Below are 17,190 nucleotides of genomic sequence, written 5' to 3'. Positions count from 1 at the left end.
GGATGCGTAAATTCCAGTTTGTTTCATTTGTCGTCGTCTCCCTGCTGCTGATCGCGTCTTCCGCCTCGGCGTTCGGCGAAATCCGGTATACCGACCGGCCCCTGAACCTGCGTGACGACCGTTCGCCCAAGGCCGAGTGGGTGGGCAACATGTATCCGGGGCAGAAGGTCCGCATCGACCATCTCAAGGACGGATGGGTGGCCGTGTACGAACCCGACGCAGTGGACGGCAGCGAGGCTGCGGCGGCGGGTTTTGCCAACGTCAAATATCTCAAGAAGGAGCGGACCCGGTACGAACCGGAGGAGTGGGGCGAGTTGAAATACGCCGCGCGCGCTCTCAATGTCCGTTCCAGGGCCGACGTCAAGGGCCGGAAGGTCATGACCCTCAAGAGCTGGGAGCATGTCCTGGTGGATTTCCCGGAGGGTGATTGGGTCATGGTATTCAAGCCCACGGCCACCATCCGGTCCCAGATGAACGCCATCGGCTACAGCAGCGCCAAGTATTTCAGATCCGCCACCGAGAAGACCATGGCCAGCGTCGGATTCAACGGAAAGGATGACCTCGGCGCGGCAGCGCCGGAACCCGAAGAAGAGACCGTGGTGGCCGACGCCTCGTCCCCTGGCGAACCCGCCTCCGCCAACGATGCGGAAACCGTTTCCGGCGAGGGTCAGGTCAGCGGGACCGTGGCCCCGCCGCCCGCCGAGTCCGCCTTTGTTCCGCCCAGGCTGGTGCAGGTCAACATGATGATCAACGTGCATGCGGCCCGGACTTCCGGGTCGTCCCTGGTCCGTACCCTGCAACCGGGAGACCGGATCAAGGTGGGCCGGCCCAAGCACGGCTGGTACGAGGTCTACGGCCAGCAGGAACGGGTGCACGCCCTGAGCCAGCCCATGGGCTACGTCCTGCAGACGTTGGTGGACAAGGCGGCTGAATCGGCCGTTGCGGAGCCCGAGTCCGCCCGGAAACCGAAACCCGCTCCGGAGCCGGTGGCTGTCGCCCCGGAACCCGAGGCCGAACCGGAACCCGTTGCGGTTGCTCCCGCGCCGAAACCGGCTCCCGCATTGAAGGGTGAGCCGGTCGAGCCCGCCAGGTCCGCGCCGAAGATCACCACCTCGGAAACGGGGCAGCAGACCATGGTCATCGACCGCAAAGCCTTCAGCGGCAAAAAGCGGCCCGATCCCACGCCCGACAAGACGGCCCACGGCTACCGGTACAGGGTCATCGAGAAATCCGAGACCCGGCAGCTGGGCGAGGTCTGGATTACCCTCAAGGTCTTCCTGGCCACGGACAAGCTGCCGGAACGGCAGGCCATGCAGGATTTCGCCACCACCTTGTGGAAGGACAACCGCCGGGTGACCAAGAAGGTGGCCGTGCTCATCTATCTGCCGGGCATGGACACCGAGGATCTGGCCTACGGCGTGGTCAAGTTCGACGACACCAAGATGCTGGAACTCTGGGTCCGCAAGGCGACCCTGTTCGGTACCAGGTTCCTGTAATCGGCACGACATGAAAAAAGGCCTCGCCCGGTTATCCGGGCGAGGCCTTTTTTGTCATGGCTCCTGGTCATCCCATTTCGGTTTCGAGAAACAGGGGGATTGTCTTCTTCAGCGTGGTGCGCAGGGGGGCTTTCCGCTTGGGAGTGGATTTGCCCTCACGGGGAATCATGTACAGGCTGTTGCACGACTGGCATTCCCAGTGGTTTTCGTGCTCGTGGAGGTGGACCAGCAGTCCGTCCCGGTCATAACAGACCTGGCAGAAGGGGCCCTTTTTCTCCCCGTCGTCGTTGAGCCAGTATTTCTGGCCGTCGAACTGGATATTCTCGGCCAGATCGAGGACGTCGGCCACTTCGGAGAGCTGGGCCTTGAGCACCTCGTTCTCTTCGCACACGGCCACGAATTCCTCCTGGAGGCTTTTCAGGACCGCCTTGCCTTCGTCGAATTTTCCCCGCTCGAAGAGTTCGAGCGCACGTTTGTATCCGGTCGCCTGGAAAAGTGTCGAGAACATGGAACGTTTCCCCCGTTTGATAATGCTTCCACGGTTTCCTTATCGACCGCTGTGAATCCCGACTTTAGGGTTTTACAAATATCTTTACAGGTCCTGTAAAGTGGAATAGGTTCCCGGCAGCTAGGGGTGCCTTGTTTCAAGGCTGAGATGGGCGATGTCGCCCGACCCTTTGAACCTGATGCGGGTAATACCGTCGTAGGGAAGCTGGTCAGTTATGGCGTCACGCCATGCGCCGCGCTTACCCTGTTCGGGTGAGCGTTTTTTTTTGTACCAAAGGAGACTGCATGATCGTCGTGCTCAACGGAAAGGAATATGAAACAGGCCCGGGAGCGACCATTGCCGACCTGCTCGCGCAACGGGGCGTCGAGCCCGCGACCGTGGTGGTCGAGCGTAACGGCGATATCGTGCCGGGATCGGATTTCGCGTCCGTCGCGCTGAATGACGGCGACCACTTGGAAGTCCTCCGCTTTGTGGGCGGAGGTTAGGAGAACAGATGAGCGACGACATTTTCGAAATAGGCGGACGCAAACTCGCGAGCCGGTTGTTTACGGGCACGGGCAAATACGGCGACGATTCCCTTATCCCCGCAGTTGCCGAAGCGTCCGGTTCCGAGGTCATCACCGTGGCCCTGCGCAGGGTGGACTTTCAGTCCGACACGGGCAACGTCATGGACTGCATCCCCAGGCACATGCAGCTGTTGCCCAACACCTCCGGCGCGCGCAACGCGGACGAGGCCGTTCGCATCGCCCGGCTTGCCCGGGCAATGGGCTGCGGCGACTGGATCAAGATCGAGGTCATCTCGGACAACAAGTACCTGCTGCCCGACGGCTACGAGACCGTCAGGGCCACGGAAATCCTGGCCAAGGAAGGATTCATGGTCCTGCCGTACGTCAACGCCGACCTGTACGTGGCCCGCTCCCTGGCGGACGCCGGGGCCGCCGCGGTCATGCCGCTGGGCGCGCCCATCGGCACCAACCGAGGGCTCAAGACCCGCGAGATGGTCCGCATCCTGATCGAGGAGATCGACCTGCCCATCATCGTTGACGCGGGCATCGGGCGTCCCTCCGAGGCGTGCGAGGCCATGGAGATGGGCGCGGACGCTGTGCTGGTCAACACGGCCATCGCCACGGCGTCCGACCCGGTGTGCATGGCCCGGGCCTTCGGCCGGGCGGTCAGGGCCGGGCGCGACGCCTTTCTTGCCGGACCCGGCGCAACCAGGCGCCACGCGGACGCGTCGTCCCCCCTGACGGGATTTCTGGGAGCGGTCTAGCATGAGCTTCTATCCACTGCTCAAGGAGTACGAAACCCTTGATCTGGCCGGCCGGTTCGCGGCGGCCACGGAAGATGACGTGCGCAGGGCCATCGAGCGGACCACGCCGACCTTCGACGATTTCCTGGCCCTGATGAGCCCGGCGGCCTCCCCTCTGCTGGAGGAGATGGCGGAGAAGGCGAACCGGCTCACGGCCCAGCACTTCGGCCGGACCATCAGCCTGTTCACGCCGCTCTATCTGGCGAATTTCTGTACCAACCACTGCGTGTACTGCGGGTTCAACTCCACCAACAAAATACACCGCTCCATGCTCACCCTGGACGAGGTGGATGCCGAGGGCGCGGCCATCGCGGCCACCGGCCTCAAGCATTTGCTCATCCTGACCGGCGACGCCCCGGCCAAGACCGGGGTGGACTACCTGGAGGCGTGCACAAGGATTCTCAGGAATCACTTCCCGTCCGTGTCCATCGAGGTCTACGCCCTGACCGGGGAAGAGTACGTTCGGCTGGTCGAGGCGGGCGTGGACGGCATGACCATGTTCCAGGAGACCTATGACGAGGTGCTGTATCCCACGCTGCATCCCAAGGGCCCCAAGAGCGATTTTCGTTTCCGGCTGGACGCGCCGGAGCGCAGCTGCAAAGCGGGCATGCGCGTGGTCAACATCGGCGCGCTGCTCGGGCTGGGCGACTGGCACCGGGACGCCCTGATGACCGGCCTGCACGCCCGGTATCTGCAGGACCGGTATCCGGCAACGGACATCGCCGTATCCCTGCCGCGCATGCGTCCCCACGCCGGGGGGTGGGAGCCCGCGTCCATCGTCAGCGACCGCGACATGGTCCAGTTTCTCATGGCCCTGCGGCTGTTCCTGCCCCGCGTGGGCATCACCATCTCCACCCGTGAATCCGCCGAATTCCGCGAGAACATCCTGCCGCTGGGCGTGACCAAGATGTCCGCCGGGGTGTCCACCGCAGTGGGCGGCCATACGGACGGCACTTCGGACGGCGAGGACACCAGCCAGTTCGAGATCAGCGACGACCGCAGCGTGGACGAAATGTGCGCGGCCCTGCGGGCGCGCGGCTTCCAGCCGGTGTTTAAGGACTGGCAGCCCTTTGATGACGCGGGGGGCGCGTCGTGAACGTCGCCGAACGCGGCATAGCGGTCTACCTCGGCGAGAAGCGGCTCAGGTTCCTGCAGGGGCTCACGGTCGGCATCGCCGGGTGCGGCGGACTGGGCTCCAACTGCGCCATGCATCTGGTTCGCTCAGGGTTCCGGCGGTTCGTGCTGGTGGACCTGGATCACGTCGATCCGTCCAATCTCAACCGCCAGGCCTTCACCATGGGGCAGGTGTCCATGCGCAAGGTCGGGGCCCTGGCCGAGAACCTGGTGGCCGTGAACCCGGACTGCGAGCTTGTGTTGCATGACGTGGCGGCCACGTCGGAGAACATGGCCGATATTTTCGCGGACTGCCATGCGGTGGTGGAAGCGTTCGACCGGCCCGAGGCCAAGGCCGTCCTGGTCGAGAGCCTGGTTCCCACCGGCAAGCTGGTGGTGGCCGCATCCGGCCTGGGCGGGGTCGGGAATTCCGACGCCCTGGTCACCCGCAAGGTGCGGGAAAATTTCTACCTCATTGGCGACGAGAAGACCGAATGCGGCGGCACGACGCCGCCCATGTCGCCTCGGGTCGGCGTTGCCGCCGCCAAGCAGGCGGACGTGGTGCTGGACCATTTCCTCAAGCAATACCTTTATCGGGAAGGAGTAATGTGATGGGCGCAATCACCCGCAGGAACATCCTGGATACGGACATCTACTGCCTGACCGGCGAGAAGTTCTCCCTGGGCCGCTCCAACGTCGAGGTGGTCCGTGAGATGCTCGACGCGGGCATCAGGCTGATCCAGTATCGGGAAAAGGAGAAGAAGGCCGGGGCCAAGCTCGAGGAGTGCCTGGCCATCCGCAAAATGACCCGCGAGGCGGGGGCGGCCTTCATCGTCAACGACGACATCGACATCGCCATCCTGGTGGATGCCGACGGCGTGCATGTGGGACAGGAGGACCTGCCCGTGCCCGAGGTCCGTAGGCTGGTGGGCGAGAAGATGGCCATCGGGCTGTCCACCCACACCCCGGAGGAGGCCCTCAAGGCCGTGGAGAGCGGGGCGGACTACATCGGGGTCGGCCCGATCTTCAGGACGTTCACCAAGGAGGACGTCGTGGACCCCGTGGGATTCGAATATTTGGAATATGTCGCCGGGAACCTGGACATTCCCTTCGTGGCCATCGGCGGCATCAAGGAACACAACGTCGGCGAGGTGTTCCGTCGGGGTGCGCGCTGCGTGGCCCTGATCACGGAGATCGTCGGTGAAACGGATATCAAGGGAAAAATAGCCGCGCTTCGGCAAGCCGTCGAAGCCGCCAAGGAGTAGATATGGCATCGTACACCACACAGATGGACGCGGCCCGCAAGGGTATCGTCACCCCCCAGATGGAAACCGTGGCCCGCAAGGAGAACATCCGGGTCGAGGATTTGATGGAGCGCATGGCCAAGGGGACCGTCATCATCCCGGCCAACAAGAATCACACCTCGCTCGACGCAGAGGCCGTGGGCGAGGGCATGCGCACCAAGCTCAACGTCAACCTCGGCATCTCCAAGGACTGCTCGGCCATCGAGCCGGAACTGGAAAAGGTGCAGGCCGCCCTTGACCTGAAGGCCGAGGCGATCATGGACCTGTCCTGCTACGGCAAGACCCAGGAGTTCCGCCAGGCCCTGGTCAAGATGTCCCCGGCCATGATCGGCACCGTGCCCATCTACGACGCAGTGGGCTTCTACGACAAGAATCTCCAGGACATCACCGTGGACGAGTTCTTCGACGTGGTGCAGCGGCACGTGGAGGACGGCGTGGACTTCCTGACCATCCACGCAGGCCTGAACAGGCACACCGCCGACATCGTCAAGCAGGGCAAGCGGCTGACCAACATCGTGTCCCGGGGCGGCTCCCTGCTCTTCACCTGGATGGAGATCAACAACGCCGAGAACCCGTTCTACGAGCACTACGACCGGTTGCTGGACATCTGCGAGGAGTACGACGTTACCCTGAGCCTCGGCGACGGCTGCCGCCCCGGCTGCCTGCACGACGCCACCGACGCCAGCCAGGTCGAGGAACTGATCAACCTGGGCGAGCTGACCAGGCGCGCCTGGGAGCGCAACGTCCAGGTCATGATCGAAGGTCCCGGCCACATGGCCATGAACGAGATCGCGGGCAACATGATGATGGAAAAACGCCTCTGCCACGGCGCGCCGTTCTACGTCCTCGGCCCCATCGTCACGGACGTGGCCCCTGGCTATGACCACATCACCTCGGCCATCGGCGGGGCCATCGCGGCCATGTCCGGTGCCGACTTCCTGTGCTACGTCACCCCGGCCGAGCACCTGCGCCTGCCCACCCTGGAGGACATGAAGGAGGGCATCATCGCCACCCGCATCGCCGCCCACGCCGCCGACATCGCCAACGGCTATCCCGGTGCGCGCGACTGGGACGACGAGATGGCCAAGGCCCGCGCCGCCCTGGACTGGGAGGGCATGTTCAACCTGGCCATGGACCAGGACAGGCCGCGCGAGTACCGCGAGTCCTCCAAGCCGGAGCACGAGGATTCCTGCTCCATGTGCGGCAAGATGTGCGCGGTGCGCAATATGAACCGCGTGCTCGAAGGCAAGGACATCCAGCTGGACGATTAGGCTTTCGGCCATCTGCAAACCGGAACCCCGGGGGATTCATCCCCCGGGGTTTTTTCTTCCGCCATGTTGTAAGTATAAGCCAATGATTCTGAGTTTGTGTTATCGGACACAGTCGTCGTCGGCTCAACCAGGAGGTATCCGCTGTGGTATTGATAACCCGTACCACACTCCACGTGTCCATTCTGACACTCTTCATGGTTTTATCGTTATCTCCGCAGGGACGTTGACCTGGTTCAATTCCTCGAAGAATTTAGAGACGGCTCCGGATATCGTGGAGCTGCGGCGCAGACTGAGAGCGCCGAAGTCCCCTGATCTGGCGGCCCCTGGACGGTCGATGGATCGAACTTTGGCAATTCATCGATGACGCACGGATAATGGTCGGCTCCCGGACGCAGGGCATTCCTTCTTCGATCCGCGCAGAAGGCCGCGGTTCAAGCAGGCCATAGGGGTGGAAAGAGTCGTTCATCCCCAGCATGATCGGGCGTATCCTACCTCTTGTGGCCGTAGGCGACGTACACCGGGTCGCTGACGCCTTTGGTCGCCAGGAAGCGGGGATCGTTTTCCCTGCGCCAGTCGTTGCGCATGGACATGGTCCCGGCGTTTTCGAACAGGTCGGCCACGCGCAGGTATTCCAGGGTCAAACCCATCCTCTCGAATTCGTGCAGCTCGGTCCATCCCCGGATGACCCGGTCCGGGTCGTGGCGGTTGGTGAAGCCGACGACCACGGGCGCGCCGGGCTCCAGGAAGTGCGCCACGTAGCGCAGGATGTCCACCGGGCGGGTCATGTACTCCACGGAGCAGGTGCACACGGCGGCGTCGAATTTGCCCTGGGGGCGCGCGGAGCCCAGCGAGAAGTCCAGGACCCGCATGCCGGGCTCGATGAGCCGGGCCCGGATGGCCGACAGGTTGTTGCGGGCCGTCTCGTCCATGGCGGGCGGGGTGAATTCCGTGTCCGAATTGTCCACCCGGTCGAAGAAGTTTGAATGGAAAAAGGTCGTCGGCTCGCCGTCGAACATGGCCTGCATGCCGGGCCCCCAGTCGCAGGTCGCCTCGCGCCAGTGCGTCAGGGAGCCGTAGGTCCCGGTGTCGCGCTCCTCCACATGCTGAACCGTGGCCGTGACGGTCACCGGGATGGTGGCCAGGGGATGGTTGCGGTCGGCGGTAAAGGTGTCGTCATCCAGTTCGATGAGCCGGAAGGGCGTCAGGGTGTCCGGGTAGACGTCCAGCAGCCCGTTGATGTGCCCCTGTGGATAGAACCGTCCCTCAAGCGGGATGACGGGACGTCCGTCCACGGTTTTCCTGCGCAGCCGGTCCAGACCGAAAGTCTGCACCAGGGAGTCCTTGTGGCGGGGAATGCACAGGCGCGGCTCATAGGTCATGGTCACGGATTCCCCGGCCCGTTTGCCCTCCAGGGCCTCGCGCATGCCGCGCGGGAATACGTCGTTCACGGGATTGAACTTTCTGCCGAGATACCATTCCTCATGGGTCAGTCCGTCCTTTTCCCAGGTGACGGTGAATTCCAGGGCCCCCACGGTGTTGTCGCTGAATGCTGTCATGGTGCGGGAATATGGGCATAAAAAGGGCGGGGATGCAAGCCCGGCAGCGAGATGGGAACTCGCGGGAATGTTTAGTTTTCCACATGGTAACATTGAGAAATATTAATATATTTTGACAACTTTTTCCAACGGTGCTAGTATTAAAAAAGTGAAATTGGCATCAATCTGAAATTCTAGACTTTTTTTAGTGTTCAGGAGGCTGTCGTGGCGGAAATGCTGCAGGTATCCCTTCCGGAGGCTGGTGAGACCGTTGAATACAGTTTTTCTTCGGACGTTCCGGTCAAATTCAATTTCTTTGTTTCCGAAGTCCTGTTCTCCTGTAACGGCAATGATCTTGTCCTGACCGGCGAGACCGGCGGCGCCGTGGTGATCAAGGATTACCAGACCATGGCCAACGAGGGCACGCTTCCCGAGTTCCAGTTGTACGGGGGTGAGACCGTCCCGGGCGACGTCTATCTCTTCGCCTTCAGCGGCGCGGGCCTGGATATCGAGACCGCTGCGGGAACCGAGGAGGAGATGGAGGGAAACGGCCGGGAGCTCGCGCCGCTTGACGCCATCCCGGGCGTTCAGGACGTGCAGGATGATGCCCTTCCCGAGGATCATTCCTCACTGGGAGCGCCCTCAGTCGGGGAGCCCCTTGCCTTTGACGACGTGCTTTCCGCCCATGGCGACGTGGCCCTGGCGGGCGTGTCCGTTTTCCGTTTCGACGCCGATCCGGTCATCGGCTCCCTGGCCGACATCCATGATCCGGTGGCCGACGCCATCCAGCACATCATCGATTCCCCGCATTTCTGCTAGGGTCTCGTTTTACGGTTTTCATTGGGGACGGCCTGACGGTCGTCCCTTTTTTTTGGGGTGGATGAATTAATTGATTTTCATGCAAGTTGTCTCTTGAACAAGGACTTTCGGGCTATTATCGTATATGCATTGCCTTAAGGAGCCTGATACATGAAGCGTGCAATACCCATCATTCTCATCCTGTTCGTCGCCGTTGGCGGGTGGTACTATTGGAACAGCCGCAATCACAACGGCCAGGAACTGGTGTTGAGCGGTAATGTCGATATCCGTGAGGTCAATCTCTCCTTCCGCATCGACGGCCGCGTGTCCGACGTATTGGTGGAGGAGGGCGATCGGGTGGCCCCGGGCGACGTCATCGCCGTTGTCGATCCCGAGCCCCTGGCCGCCAAGTTGGCGCAGGCCGAGGCGGCTCTGGCCGCCGCCGAGGCGGGAGAGGCGTTGTTGCGTGCCGGGTCCAGAGGCGAGGAGATCGCCCGGCTCAAGGCCAAGAAGGAGGCCCTGCACGTGGCCGCAGCCAATGCCGAGACGACCTTCAATCGGCAGCGCGACCTGTTGTCCTCCAACTCCATTTCCAGGCAGGAGTTCGACAACGCCAAGGCGGCCTGGGACCAGGCCCGGTCCGAGTATCAGGCCGCGCAGCAGTCGTATTTCGAGGCCAGAAACGGCGCGCGCACCGAAGAAGTGGCCAAGGCCGTGGCCGAGCGGCAGGTGGCCGAGGCCCAGCGCGACACCGCGGCCCTGCAGTTGAGCGACGCCACCCTGGTGTCGCCGGATGTCGGCATGGTCCTGACCCGCGTGGTCGAGCCCGGCACCATGGTCGCGGCGGGAACGCCCGTGGTGGCCCTGTCGCTGGACCGTCCCGTCCGGGTGCGCGCCTACGTAAACGAGCCGGACCTGGGGCGCGTCGCTCCAGGCACCAAGGTCCTCGTTTTCACCGATTCCCGCCCTGACAAGCCCTATGCGGGCACCGTGGGCTTTGTTTCTCCGCGCGCCGAATTCACGCCCAAGCAGGTGGAGACGCAGGACCTGCGAACGGCGCTCGTCTATCGTCTCCGCATCACGGTGGAGGAAGGGGACGCAATCCTGCGGCAGGGCATGCCGGTCACGGTGCGTCTGGCCCGAGAGGAGCGGTAGGGACCCATGGGGGAGCTTGCCGTCCGAATCGAGGGGCTGACGCACCGCTATCCCGAGCAGAATGCGGACCAGCGGGCCCTTGATGCCGTGGATATTCGCGTCCGGGCCGGGATAATCACCGGTCTTGCCGGTCCCGACGGCGCGGGCAAGACCACGCTCATGCGGATCATGGCCGGTCTGTTGAAGCCTACCATGGGCGAGGTGGAGGTGGTCGGCCTGGCCCCCATTCGCGACGCCAACGCCCTGCACCTGAAAGTCGGCTACATGCCCCAGAAGTTCGGTCTGTACGAGGACCTGACCGTCATGGAGAACCTGGTCCTTTATGCGGACCTGCGCGGTGTTGTCGGCCGGGAGCGCACGGACCAGTTCGAGCGGTTGCTAGATTTCACGGACCTGCACCGGTTCACGGGTCGGCTGGCCGGGAAGCTGTCCGGCGGCATGAAACAGAAACTGGGGCTGGCCTGCACCCTGGTGGGCAAGCCGGAGCTCCTGCTGCTGGACGAGCCGGGGGTGGGAGTGGACCCCATTTCCCGGCGCGACCTGTGGGGCATGGTGCAGAGTCTGGCCGAGGGCGGTATGGCCGTGGTCTGGGCAACGGCCTATCTGGACGAGGCCGAGCGGTGCGACTCGCTGTGCCTGATGAGCGACGGCCACGTGATCTTTTCCGGGGAACCGGCGGAGCAGATCGAACGCATGCGGGGGCGGTGCGTGCATGTCCGGGATATTTCCGGCAATCGGCGGCATTTTCTCCGCCGCGCCCTCGGCAGCGCCCAGGTGGTGGACGGCGTGATCCAGGGGGACAATGTGCGCCTGGTGCTCAAGGAAGGCGTGGAACGGCTGGATCGGGCCCTGCTGGCAAAGGAGCCGGACGCCACGGTGGAGCCTGTGGAGCCCCGGCTGGAGGACGCCTTTATCGATCTCGTGGGCGGTGGCCCGGACGGACGGTCCGTGCTGGCCGAGACCACCCCGGAAGTGCGCATCGGCGAGGGCGTGGACAGGAAGGCGGTCATCAGCGCCCGTGAACTGACGCGCAGGTTCGGCGACTTCACGGCCACGGACCAGGTGAGCTTCGACGTGCGCGAGGGCGAAATCTTCGGGCTCCTCGGTCCCAATGGCGCGGGCAAGTCCACCACCTTCCGCATGATGTGCGGGCTGCTCAGGCCGACCTCGGGAGATGCCCACGTCATGGGCATCGATCTCAAGCGCAGTGCCGGGCGGGCGCGTCAGAAACTCGGCTACATGGCGCAGAAGTTTTCCCTCTACTCCAACCTCAGCGTTGAGCAGAATCTCAAGTTCTTCTCCGGCATCTACGGGCTGAAGGGGCAGGCGCAGGACAGAAAGATCGCCCAGATGGCCGAGAGCTTCGACCTTGGCCGCTACGCCCGCGTCACGGCGGGAGAGCTGCCGCTCGGGTTCAAGCAGCGCCTCGCGCTGGCCTGCGCGTTGATGCACGAGCCGCCGCTGCTGTTCCTGGACGAGCCCACCTCGGGAGTGGACCCGGTGACCCGGCGGGAGTTCTGGATGCACATCAACGCCCTGGTGGACAAGGGCGTCACCGTGATGGTCACCACCCATTTCATGGACGAGGCAGAGTATTGCGACCGCATCGGGCTCATCTATCGCGGGCGCATGATCGCCGCCGGGCCGCCGGACGAGCTGAAGAAGCAGGCGGCGGACGCGGACACGCCCGACCCGACCTTCGAGGAGGCCTTCATCGAGCTGATCCATCGTGACGACGAGGCCCGGCGCAAGACGGAGGCGGCGGCATGAGCGGACGCTCCGGCTTTTCCTTCCGCCGTTCCTGCGCCCTGTGCCTCAAGGAGGCGCGGCAGATCATGCGCGACCCGAGCAGCCTGCTCATCGCCATCGTCCTGCCCGTGGGGCTGCTGTTCATTTTCGGTTTCGGCATCTCACTGGATACCAACCGGCTGGGCGTGGGCGTGGTCATGGAGGACCACGGCGCGGAGGCCGTGCGCTTCGCGGCGGCAGCGGCCGGTTCGCCCTATATCCGTCCGGTGTTCGCCAACACCCTGGCCGAGGTCGAGGATGACCTGAGGCTGGCCAGGCTGCGCGGCGTCATCGTCATCCCGGCGGACTTCACGGCCAAAGTGGAGGCGGGCCGGGGCGGTGCGCAGATCCAGGTGCTCACCGACGGGTCGGAGCCGAACACCGCGAATTTCGTTTCGAGCTATGCCTACGGCCTGTACGAGAGCTGGCTTGCCTCGCGGGCCGAGGCCAACGGCGTGTCCGTGGCGCAGGCCGTCACCCTGGAGCCGCGCTACTGGTTCAATCCCACGACCATCAGCCGCAATTACCTGATTCCCGGCTCCATCTCCGTGGTCATGACCATCATCGGGGCGCTGCTCACGTCCCTTGTGGTGGCCCGTGAGTGGGAGCGGGGCACCATGGAGGCGCTGTTGGCGACCCCGGTGCGCAAGTCCGAGCTCCTGCTGTCCAAGACCCTTCCCTATTACGTGCTGGCCATGACGGCCATGACGATCTGCGTGCTGATCGCCATCTTCATCATGGACGTGCCGTTTCGCGGGTCCATCCCGGCCATGTTTCTCGCGTCCAGCCTCTTCCTCGGCAGCTCGCTGGGACTGGGGCTGCTGCTTTCCACATTGACGCGCAACCAGTTCAACGCCGCCCAGGCCGCCCTCAACGCCGCCTTCCTCCCGGCGGTCCTGCTGTCCGGGCTGATCTTCGAGATCGCGTCCATGCCCGCCGTCATCCAGGCCGTGACCTATCTCATCCCGGCCCGCTATTTCGTCAAGGCGCTGCAGACGTTGTTCCAGGCCGGCGACGTGGCGGCCATCCTGGTGCCGAACCTCCTCTTCCTGGTGGTCTCGGGCATCTTCTGGCTCGGGCTCACGGCCATCAAAATGCGCCGCAGGCTGGACGGGTAGACGTCGTGTGGAACCGGATAATTGCCCTCATCATCAAGGAACTGCAACAGCTCCTGGCATCCCGGCGGAACGTCATGATGCTCATGATGCCGCTGATTCTGCAGCTTGCCGTGTTTCCCTTCGCCACCACGCTTGAGGTGCACGGCGCGACCCTGGCCATCATGAACGAGGACCAGGGCGCCGAGGCCGTGGAACTCATTCAGCGGTACGGCGCGGCCTCGGCGTTTTCCGATGTCATGTATGTTCGGGACGAGGCGGCTCTGCAGCAGGTCATCGACGGGCAGCGGGCGCTGATCGCCATCAGGGTGCCGCCCGATTTCACGAAAAAGGTCCTGTCCGGCGAGCCGGTCATGTTGCAGGCGCTGATCGACGGCCGTCGTTCCAATGCGGCGCAGATAGCCTTTGCGTACATTCGGCAGATAACCTCGGCGTTCTCGCAGGAACGGACCGGCTCGATACCGCCCGCCACCGTGGTCGTGCGCAACGTCTTCAATCCGAATCTTCATTACAAGTGGTTCGTGCTGCCCAGCCTGGTGGCCATCATCGCCACCATCAGCTGCCTGCTGGTGACGGCCATGTCCCTGGCCCGCGAACGGGAGGAGGGGACCTACGACCAACTGCTCGTCACCCCCCTTACCCCGGCCTACATCATGCTCGGCAAGGCCCTCCCCGGCATACTGGTGTCCATGACCCAGAGCGCGATCATCGCCCTGGCCTCGGTCTTCGTCTACGGCGTTCCTTTCACCGGGGCGATCTGGATGCTGCTCCTGGCCACTTTCGCCTACGCCCTGTCCCTGTCCGGGATCGGCCTGCTCATCTCCGCCTTTTCCGCCAGCCAGCAGCAGGCCTTCATGGGGGTCTTCAGCTACATGGTTCCCTCGGTGGTCCTGTCCGGCTACCTGGCTCCGGTGGAGAACATGCCCACGTTCCTGCGCTGGGTCAGCGCGGTCAACCCGCTGACCCACTTCATTGCCATGTCCAAGGGGATATTCCTCAAGAGCTATGATTTCCAGGCCATAGCGCCAGACCTGCTGGCATTGTTCGCCATCTCCGCCGTGACCCTGTTCACGGCCCACACGGTATTCTGGCGGCAGACCAAGACATGAGGAGGGAGGCCGGGGGGGCAGCGGGCGCAAAAGAAAAAGCGGTCACATCCATTCAGATGTAACCGCTTGATTTCCTTGGTAGCGGGGGCAGGATTTGAACCTACGACCTTCGGGTTATGAGCCCGACGAGCTACCGTACTGCTCCACCCCGCGACACGTGAGAAGCAGGTTCTATGTGGCTGTCGGAATTTTGTCAACACCAAATGTTCGGGAAATCCAAAAAAGAAATTTTCCTCCTGCGGGAATCATCGAAAACAGGGAAAGGTTTTTCCAAACATTTACAACCGGCTTCGAATTCCGTACATCAGCATCCATATGAGCAACGCAGAAAAGTTTTCCGTTGTCCTGCCCGTTTTCAATGAGCAGGACAACCTCGCGGCCCTGTTCGCGGAGATCCGGGCGGCAGCCGATTCCACTGGCCGTCCCTGGGAGGCCGTATTCGTGGACGATTGCAGCACGGACGACTCCCTGTCCATCATCAGGAAACTGGCCGAGGACCACCCCGAGGTCCGGTACGTGGCCTTTGCCGGGAATCGCGGCCAGTCCGCCGCCTTCTGCGCCGGGTTTGACGCTGCGGATTCCGATATCGTCGTCACCATGGACGCGGACCTGCAAAACGATCCGGCGGACATTCCCGACATGCTGGCCGCCTTCGGGGACGGATGCGAGATGGTCATCGGCTGGCGCAAAAAGCGCAGGGACACCTTCATCAAGCGCATCTCCTCCAAGATCGCCAACAAGATCCGGGACTCCATCGTGGACGACGGCGTGCACGACACCGGCTGTTCGCTCAAGGTCATGCGCCGGGATATGCTCATGGGGCTGCCGCGCTTCAGGAACATGCACCGCTATTTCCCCATCCTCATGAAGATGCAGGGCGCGCGCATCCGTGAAGTGAAGGTCAATCACCGCGAGCGCGGGGCGGGGGTGTCCAAGTACGGCACCATCGACCGTGCCTTGGCCGGAATCTACGATCTCATCGGCGTCAAGTGGCTCATCAAGCGCCATATCGGCTACACGGTGAAAGAGAAGAACTAGCCATGCGGCTCCCTGCCTATTGGTGGCTCCTCGTCCTTGTCGTGGGCGGTCAGGGATTTTTCCTCATCCGATTCTGTGTTTTACGTGGCCTCGGGAAAGGGGTACAACCCTTGTCGCGTCCCGCGTCCGGCCTGCTGGCCCTTTCCGGCCTGGCGGGACTGGCGTACGGCGTGGTCCAGCGCGACCCGCTGTTCGTGGTCGGCCAGGCCTGCTTGCTGATCCTCTATTATCTGGTACAGACTCGAAGCGATGAGCGAAAAAACTAACGGTTCCACCATGAAATCCGTCAAGTCCCTGGCAAAGGGGCTGGTCATGCTGCTTGGCCTCGGCCTGGCCGTGTACCTGGCCCGGGCCGCCGGGCTGGGCTCCATGCTGGAGGACACCAAGTGGTTCAACGACCACGTGCTCGGGTCCGGCCCATTGTCCGTGGTCATCTTCCTGGCCGTGGGCACGGCCTTTACGGCGGTGGGGTTGCCCCGCCAGCTGGTCGGTTTTCTTGGCGGGTTCGCCTTCGGCATGTTCAGCGGTACGCTGCTGGCCACCGTGGCATCGGGGCTGGGTTGCGGTGTGGCCGCCGTCTACGCCCGCATGGGCGGGCGCGAGCTGGTGGAGCGCAAGTTCGGCCACCGGCTGGAAAGGGTGAACCGGTTCCTGAAACACGAACCGTTCAACACCGCCCTGGCAATCCGGCTTTTCCCGCTGGGCAGCAACCTGATCACCAACCTGGCCGCAGGAGTCAGCTCCATCCCGCTGATGCCGTTCCTCCTCGGTTCGACCATCGGCTATATTCCGCAGAATTTCATTTTCGCCCTGTTCGGCGCAGGCATGAATCGCGAGTCCACCATGGGTGTGGCCCTGTCCGTGGGCATGTCCGTGGTCTTGTTCGGGGTGTCGGGCTGGCTGGGAATCCAGGTCTACCGGCGTTATCGCAAACAGTCCGGGGCGCTGGCCGAGCCGGAGGACTAATCGTCCTGCGGCGGGAAGCGGCGTTCCAGCTCACGCCAGACAAGCCAGACGCTTCCGGCGATGACGACGCCCCAGAGCCAGCCCGCCAGGACGTCGGTGGGGTAGTGCTTGCCGAGATAGACGCGGGAATAGCCGACCAGAACGGGCAGCAGGAGCGGCCATTTTTTGAGCGCGGGCCACAGCAGCATGGCCAGCACGGCCAGGGTCATTGTGTTGGCCGCGTGGGCCGACGGATAGGAGGTGCCGCGCTCCTTGGTCCGGACAAAGGCGGGCGACCGTTGCTGCCACTGGCCGTTGTCGTCCACATACCGGGTCTCGGCGATGGCGTTGAGCGGCCTGACGCGGAATACCTGGCCCTTGATGATCGAGGCGGAGAAGTCGCACAGACCCATGGCGGCGAACAGGACGAGAAAGTAGATCGCCTGGCGTTTCCCGCCCTTGAGGACCAATATGGTCGCGGCCACGCCCATGAGCACCAGGAGCACGGCCATGGACGAGAGGACCGGCATGATGAAGTCCAGGAGCGGCGAGTGCCACTGCCGGTTGATGAGCCGGAGGAGAATGAGGTCGAAATTCGGTGTGGAGAAAAACATGGTGCTCCCTTGAAGTTCTCTGAATTCATAGCCTTCTTTGACGCGTGGGGCAACCGCGCGGGTTGTCAAAGGATGAAAAAAGGTTCAAGACA

The 17,190-nt window shown here is 63.3% G+C and carries 18 protein-coding genes, 1 tRNA gene and 1 riboswitch; of the genes, 15 read left to right on the top strand and 4 right to left on the bottom strand.

What is annotated here, in order from left to right:
- The first annotated feature begins 2 nt into the window (after nucleotides 1-2).
- Nucleotides 3-1,496: an SH3 domain-containing protein gene (locus OO730_RS03310; RefSeq protein WP_264983160.1), complete on the top strand. Its 1,494-nt coding sequence runs from the start codon at nucleotides 3-5 to the stop codon at nucleotides 1,494-1,496.
- Between the two features lie 67 nt (nucleotides 1,497-1,563).
- Here OO730_RS03310 and OO730_RS03305 read toward each other — a convergent pair whose 3' ends face one another.
- A complete protein-coding gene (locus OO730_RS03305; RefSeq protein ID WP_264983159.1) occupies nucleotides 1,564-2,004 on the bottom strand; it encodes a hypothetical protein in 441 nt (146 codons plus the stop codon).
- Nucleotides 2,005-2,116: 112 nt separating this feature from the next.
- Nucleotides 2,117-2,223: riboswitch (TPP riboswitch) on the top strand.
- Nucleotides 2,224-2,288: 65 nt separating this feature from the next.
- On the opposite strand from OO730_RS03305, the gene thiS reads away from it, so the two are divergent.
- Genes thiS through thiC form a run of 6 tightly spaced genes read left to right on the top strand, consistent with a single transcriptional unit; the run spans nucleotide 2,289 to nucleotide 7,001 of the window.
- Complete coding sequence (gene thiS, locus OO730_RS03300; protein ID WP_264983158.1) at nucleotides 2,289-2,489, top strand: sulfur carrier protein ThiS; 201 nt, start codon at nucleotides 2,289-2,291, stop codon at nucleotides 2,487-2,489.
- An 8-nt stretch (nucleotides 2,490-2,497) separates the two neighbouring features.
- Nucleotides 2,498-3,274: a thiazole synthase gene (locus OO730_RS03295; protein ID WP_264983157.1), complete on the top strand. Its 777-nt coding sequence runs from the start codon at nucleotides 2,498-2,500 to the stop codon at nucleotides 3,272-3,274.
- Nucleotide 3,275: 1 nt separating this feature from the next.
- Nucleotides 3,276-4,409 carry a 2-iminoacetate synthase ThiH gene (gene thiH / locus OO730_RS03290; RefSeq protein WP_264983156.1) on the top strand — a complete coding sequence of 378 codons (1,134 nt, stop codon included), beginning with the start codon at nucleotides 3,276-3,278 and terminating at the stop codon, nucleotides 4,407-4,409.
- Complete coding sequence (gene thiF / locus OO730_RS03285; protein ID WP_264983155.1) at nucleotides 4,406-5,038, top strand: sulfur carrier protein ThiS adenylyltransferase ThiF; 633 nt, start codon at nucleotides 4,406-4,408, stop codon at nucleotides 5,036-5,038. Before thiH ends, thiF begins: the two co-directional genes overlap by 4 nt.
- Entirely contained in the window at nucleotides 5,038-5,691 is a 654-nt protein-coding gene (thiE, locus tag OO730_RS03280) for a thiamine phosphate synthase (RefSeq protein ID WP_264983154.1), read from the top strand. The genes thiF and thiE overlap by 1 nt, the downstream gene beginning before the upstream one ends.
- Before the next feature lie 2 nt (nucleotides 5,692-5,693).
- Nucleotides 5,694-7,001 (top strand): phosphomethylpyrimidine synthase ThiC, encoded by a 1,308-nt coding sequence (gene thiC / locus OO730_RS03275; protein ID WP_264983153.1) that lies wholly within the window; start codon nucleotides 5,694-5,696, stop codon nucleotides 6,999-7,001.
- Between the two features lie 488 nt (nucleotides 7,002-7,489).
- Here thiC and OO730_RS03270 read toward each other — a convergent pair whose 3' ends face one another.
- On the bottom strand, nucleotides 7,490-8,557 hold the full coding sequence (locus tag OO730_RS03270; RefSeq protein WP_264983152.1) for a class I SAM-dependent methyltransferase: 1,068 nt from the start codon (nucleotides 8,555-8,557) through the stop codon (nucleotides 7,490-7,492).
- A 204-nt stretch (nucleotides 8,558-8,761) separates the two neighbouring features.
- On the opposite strand from OO730_RS03270, the gene OO730_RS03265 reads away from it, so the two are divergent.
- The 5 genes from OO730_RS03265 to OO730_RS03245 all read left to right on the top strand — a co-directional run bounded on the left by OO730_RS03265 (nucleotide 8,762) and on the right by OO730_RS03245 (nucleotide 14,501).
- Nucleotides 8,762-9,355, top strand: coding sequence for a hypothetical protein (locus OO730_RS03265; protein WP_264983151.1), 594 nt, complete (start codon nucleotides 8,762-8,764; stop codon nucleotides 9,353-9,355).
- 150 nt (nucleotides 9,356-9,505) lie between these two features.
- Nucleotides 9,506-10,489 carry a secretion protein HlyD gene (gene hlyD, locus OO730_RS03260; RefSeq protein ID WP_264983150.1) on the top strand — a complete coding sequence of 328 codons (984 nt, stop codon included), beginning with the start codon at nucleotides 9,506-9,508 and terminating at the stop codon, nucleotides 10,487-10,489.
- 6 nt (nucleotides 10,490-10,495) lie between these two features.
- Entirely contained in the window at nucleotides 10,496-12,259 is a 1,764-nt protein-coding gene (locus tag OO730_RS03255; protein WP_264983149.1) for an ATP-binding cassette domain-containing protein, read from the top strand.
- Nucleotides 12,256-13,395 (top strand): ABC transporter permease, encoded by a 1,140-nt coding sequence (locus OO730_RS03250; protein ID WP_264983148.1) that lies wholly within the window; start codon nucleotides 12,256-12,258, stop codon nucleotides 13,393-13,395. The genes OO730_RS03255 and OO730_RS03250 overlap by 4 nt, the downstream gene beginning before the upstream one ends.
- Nucleotides 13,396-13,400: 5 nt before the next feature.
- Nucleotides 13,401-14,501, top strand: coding sequence for an ABC transporter permease (locus tag OO730_RS03245; protein WP_264983146.1), 1,101 nt, complete (start codon nucleotides 13,401-13,403; stop codon nucleotides 14,499-14,501).
- Between the two features lie 76 nt (nucleotides 14,502-14,577).
- Here the strand turns inward: OO730_RS03245 and OO730_RS03240 are convergent.
- A tRNA-Met gene (locus tag OO730_RS03240) sits at nucleotides 14,578-14,654 on the bottom strand.
- 162 nt (nucleotides 14,655-14,816) lie between these two features.
- Between OO730_RS03240 and OO730_RS03235 the strand changes: the two genes are divergently transcribed.
- The 3 genes from OO730_RS03235 (at nucleotide 14,817) to OO730_RS03225 (ending at nucleotide 16,505) form a co-directional block, all read left to right on the top strand.
- Nucleotides 14,817-15,539 (top strand): glycosyltransferase family 2 protein, encoded by a 723-nt coding sequence (locus OO730_RS03235; protein ID WP_264983145.1) that lies wholly within the window; start codon nucleotides 14,817-14,819, stop codon nucleotides 15,537-15,539.
- A gap of 110 nt (nucleotides 15,540-15,649) precedes the next feature.
- Nucleotides 15,650-15,805 carry a hypothetical protein gene (locus tag OO730_RS03230; RefSeq protein WP_264983144.1) on the top strand — a complete coding sequence of 52 codons (156 nt, stop codon included), beginning with the start codon at nucleotides 15,650-15,652 and terminating at the stop codon, nucleotides 15,803-15,805.
- A complete protein-coding gene (locus OO730_RS03225; protein WP_264983143.1) occupies nucleotides 15,789-16,505 on the top strand; it encodes a TVP38/TMEM64 family protein in 717 nt (238 codons plus the stop codon). Before OO730_RS03230 ends, OO730_RS03225 begins: the two co-directional genes overlap by 17 nt.
- Here OO730_RS03225 and OO730_RS03220 read toward each other — a convergent pair.
- The gene (locus OO730_RS03220) at nucleotides 16,502-17,098 is read right to left on the bottom strand and encodes a phosphatase PAP2 family protein (RefSeq protein ID WP_264983142.1); all 597 of its coding nucleotides are present in this window, start codon (nucleotides 17,096-17,098) and stop codon (nucleotides 16,502-16,504) included. The genes OO730_RS03225 and OO730_RS03220 overlap by 4 nt on opposite strands.
- Nucleotides 17,099-17,190 lie beyond the last annotated feature (92 nt).

Source organism: Pseudodesulfovibrio portus (assembly GCF_026000375.1).
Classification (GTDB): Bacteria; Desulfobacterota; Desulfovibrionia; order Desulfovibrionales; family Desulfovibrionaceae; genus Pseudodesulfovibrio; species Pseudodesulfovibrio portus.
The sequence above is the reverse complement of the archived record's forward strand: the minus strand, read 5'-3'. Positions and strand labels throughout refer to the sequence as shown.

What these genes read in the sequence shown, in the direction of transcription:
- OO730_RS03310 (WP_264983160.1), top strand. Translation starts at nt 3, where the DNA reads ATGCGTAAATTCCAGTTTGTTTCATTTGTCGTCGTCTCCCTGCTGCTG.
- OO730_RS03305 (WP_264983159.1), bottom strand. Translation starts at nt 2,004, where the DNA reads ATGTTCTCGACACTTTTCCAGGCGACCGGATACAAACGTGCGCTCGAA.
- thiS (WP_264983158.1), top strand. Translation starts at nt 2,289, where the DNA reads ATGATCGTCGTGCTCAACGGAAAGGAATATGAAACAGGCCCGGGAGCG.
- OO730_RS03295 (WP_264983157.1), top strand. Translation starts at nt 2,498, where the DNA reads ATGAGCGACGACATTTTCGAAATAGGCGGACGCAAACTCGCGAGCCGG.
- thiH (WP_264983156.1), top strand. Translation starts at nt 3,276, where the DNA reads ATGAGCTTCTATCCACTGCTCAAGGAGTACGAAACCCTTGATCTGGCC.
- thiE (WP_264983154.1), top strand. Translation starts at nt 5,038, where the DNA reads ATGGGCGCAATCACCCGCAGGAACATCCTGGATACGGACATCTACTGC.
- thiC (WP_264983153.1), top strand. Translation starts at nt 5,694, where the DNA reads ATGGCATCGTACACCACACAGATGGACGCGGCCCGCAAGGGTATCGTC.
- OO730_RS03270 (WP_264983152.1), bottom strand. Translation starts at nt 8,557, where the DNA reads ATGACAGCATTCAGCGACAACACCGTGGGGGCCCTGGAATTCACCGTC.
- hlyD (WP_264983150.1), top strand. Translation starts at nt 9,506, where the DNA reads ATGAAGCGTGCAATACCCATCATTCTCATCCTGTTCGTCGCCGTTGGC.
- OO730_RS03255 (WP_264983149.1), top strand. Translation starts at nt 10,496, where the DNA reads ATGGGGGAGCTTGCCGTCCGAATCGAGGGGCTGACGCACCGCTATCCC.
- OO730_RS03250 (WP_264983148.1), top strand. Translation starts at nt 12,256, where the DNA reads ATGAGCGGACGCTCCGGCTTTTCCTTCCGCCGTTCCTGCGCCCTGTGC.
- OO730_RS03235 (WP_264983145.1), top strand. Translation starts at nt 14,817, where the DNA reads ATGAGCAACGCAGAAAAGTTTTCCGTTGTCCTGCCCGTTTTCAATGAG.
- OO730_RS03225 (WP_264983143.1), top strand. Translation starts at nt 15,789, where the DNA reads ATGAGCGAAAAAACTAACGGTTCCACCATGAAATCCGTCAAGTCCCTG.
- OO730_RS03220 (WP_264983142.1), bottom strand. Translation starts at nt 17,098, where the DNA reads ATGTTTTTCTCCACACCGAATTTCGACCTCATTCTCCTCCGGCTCATC.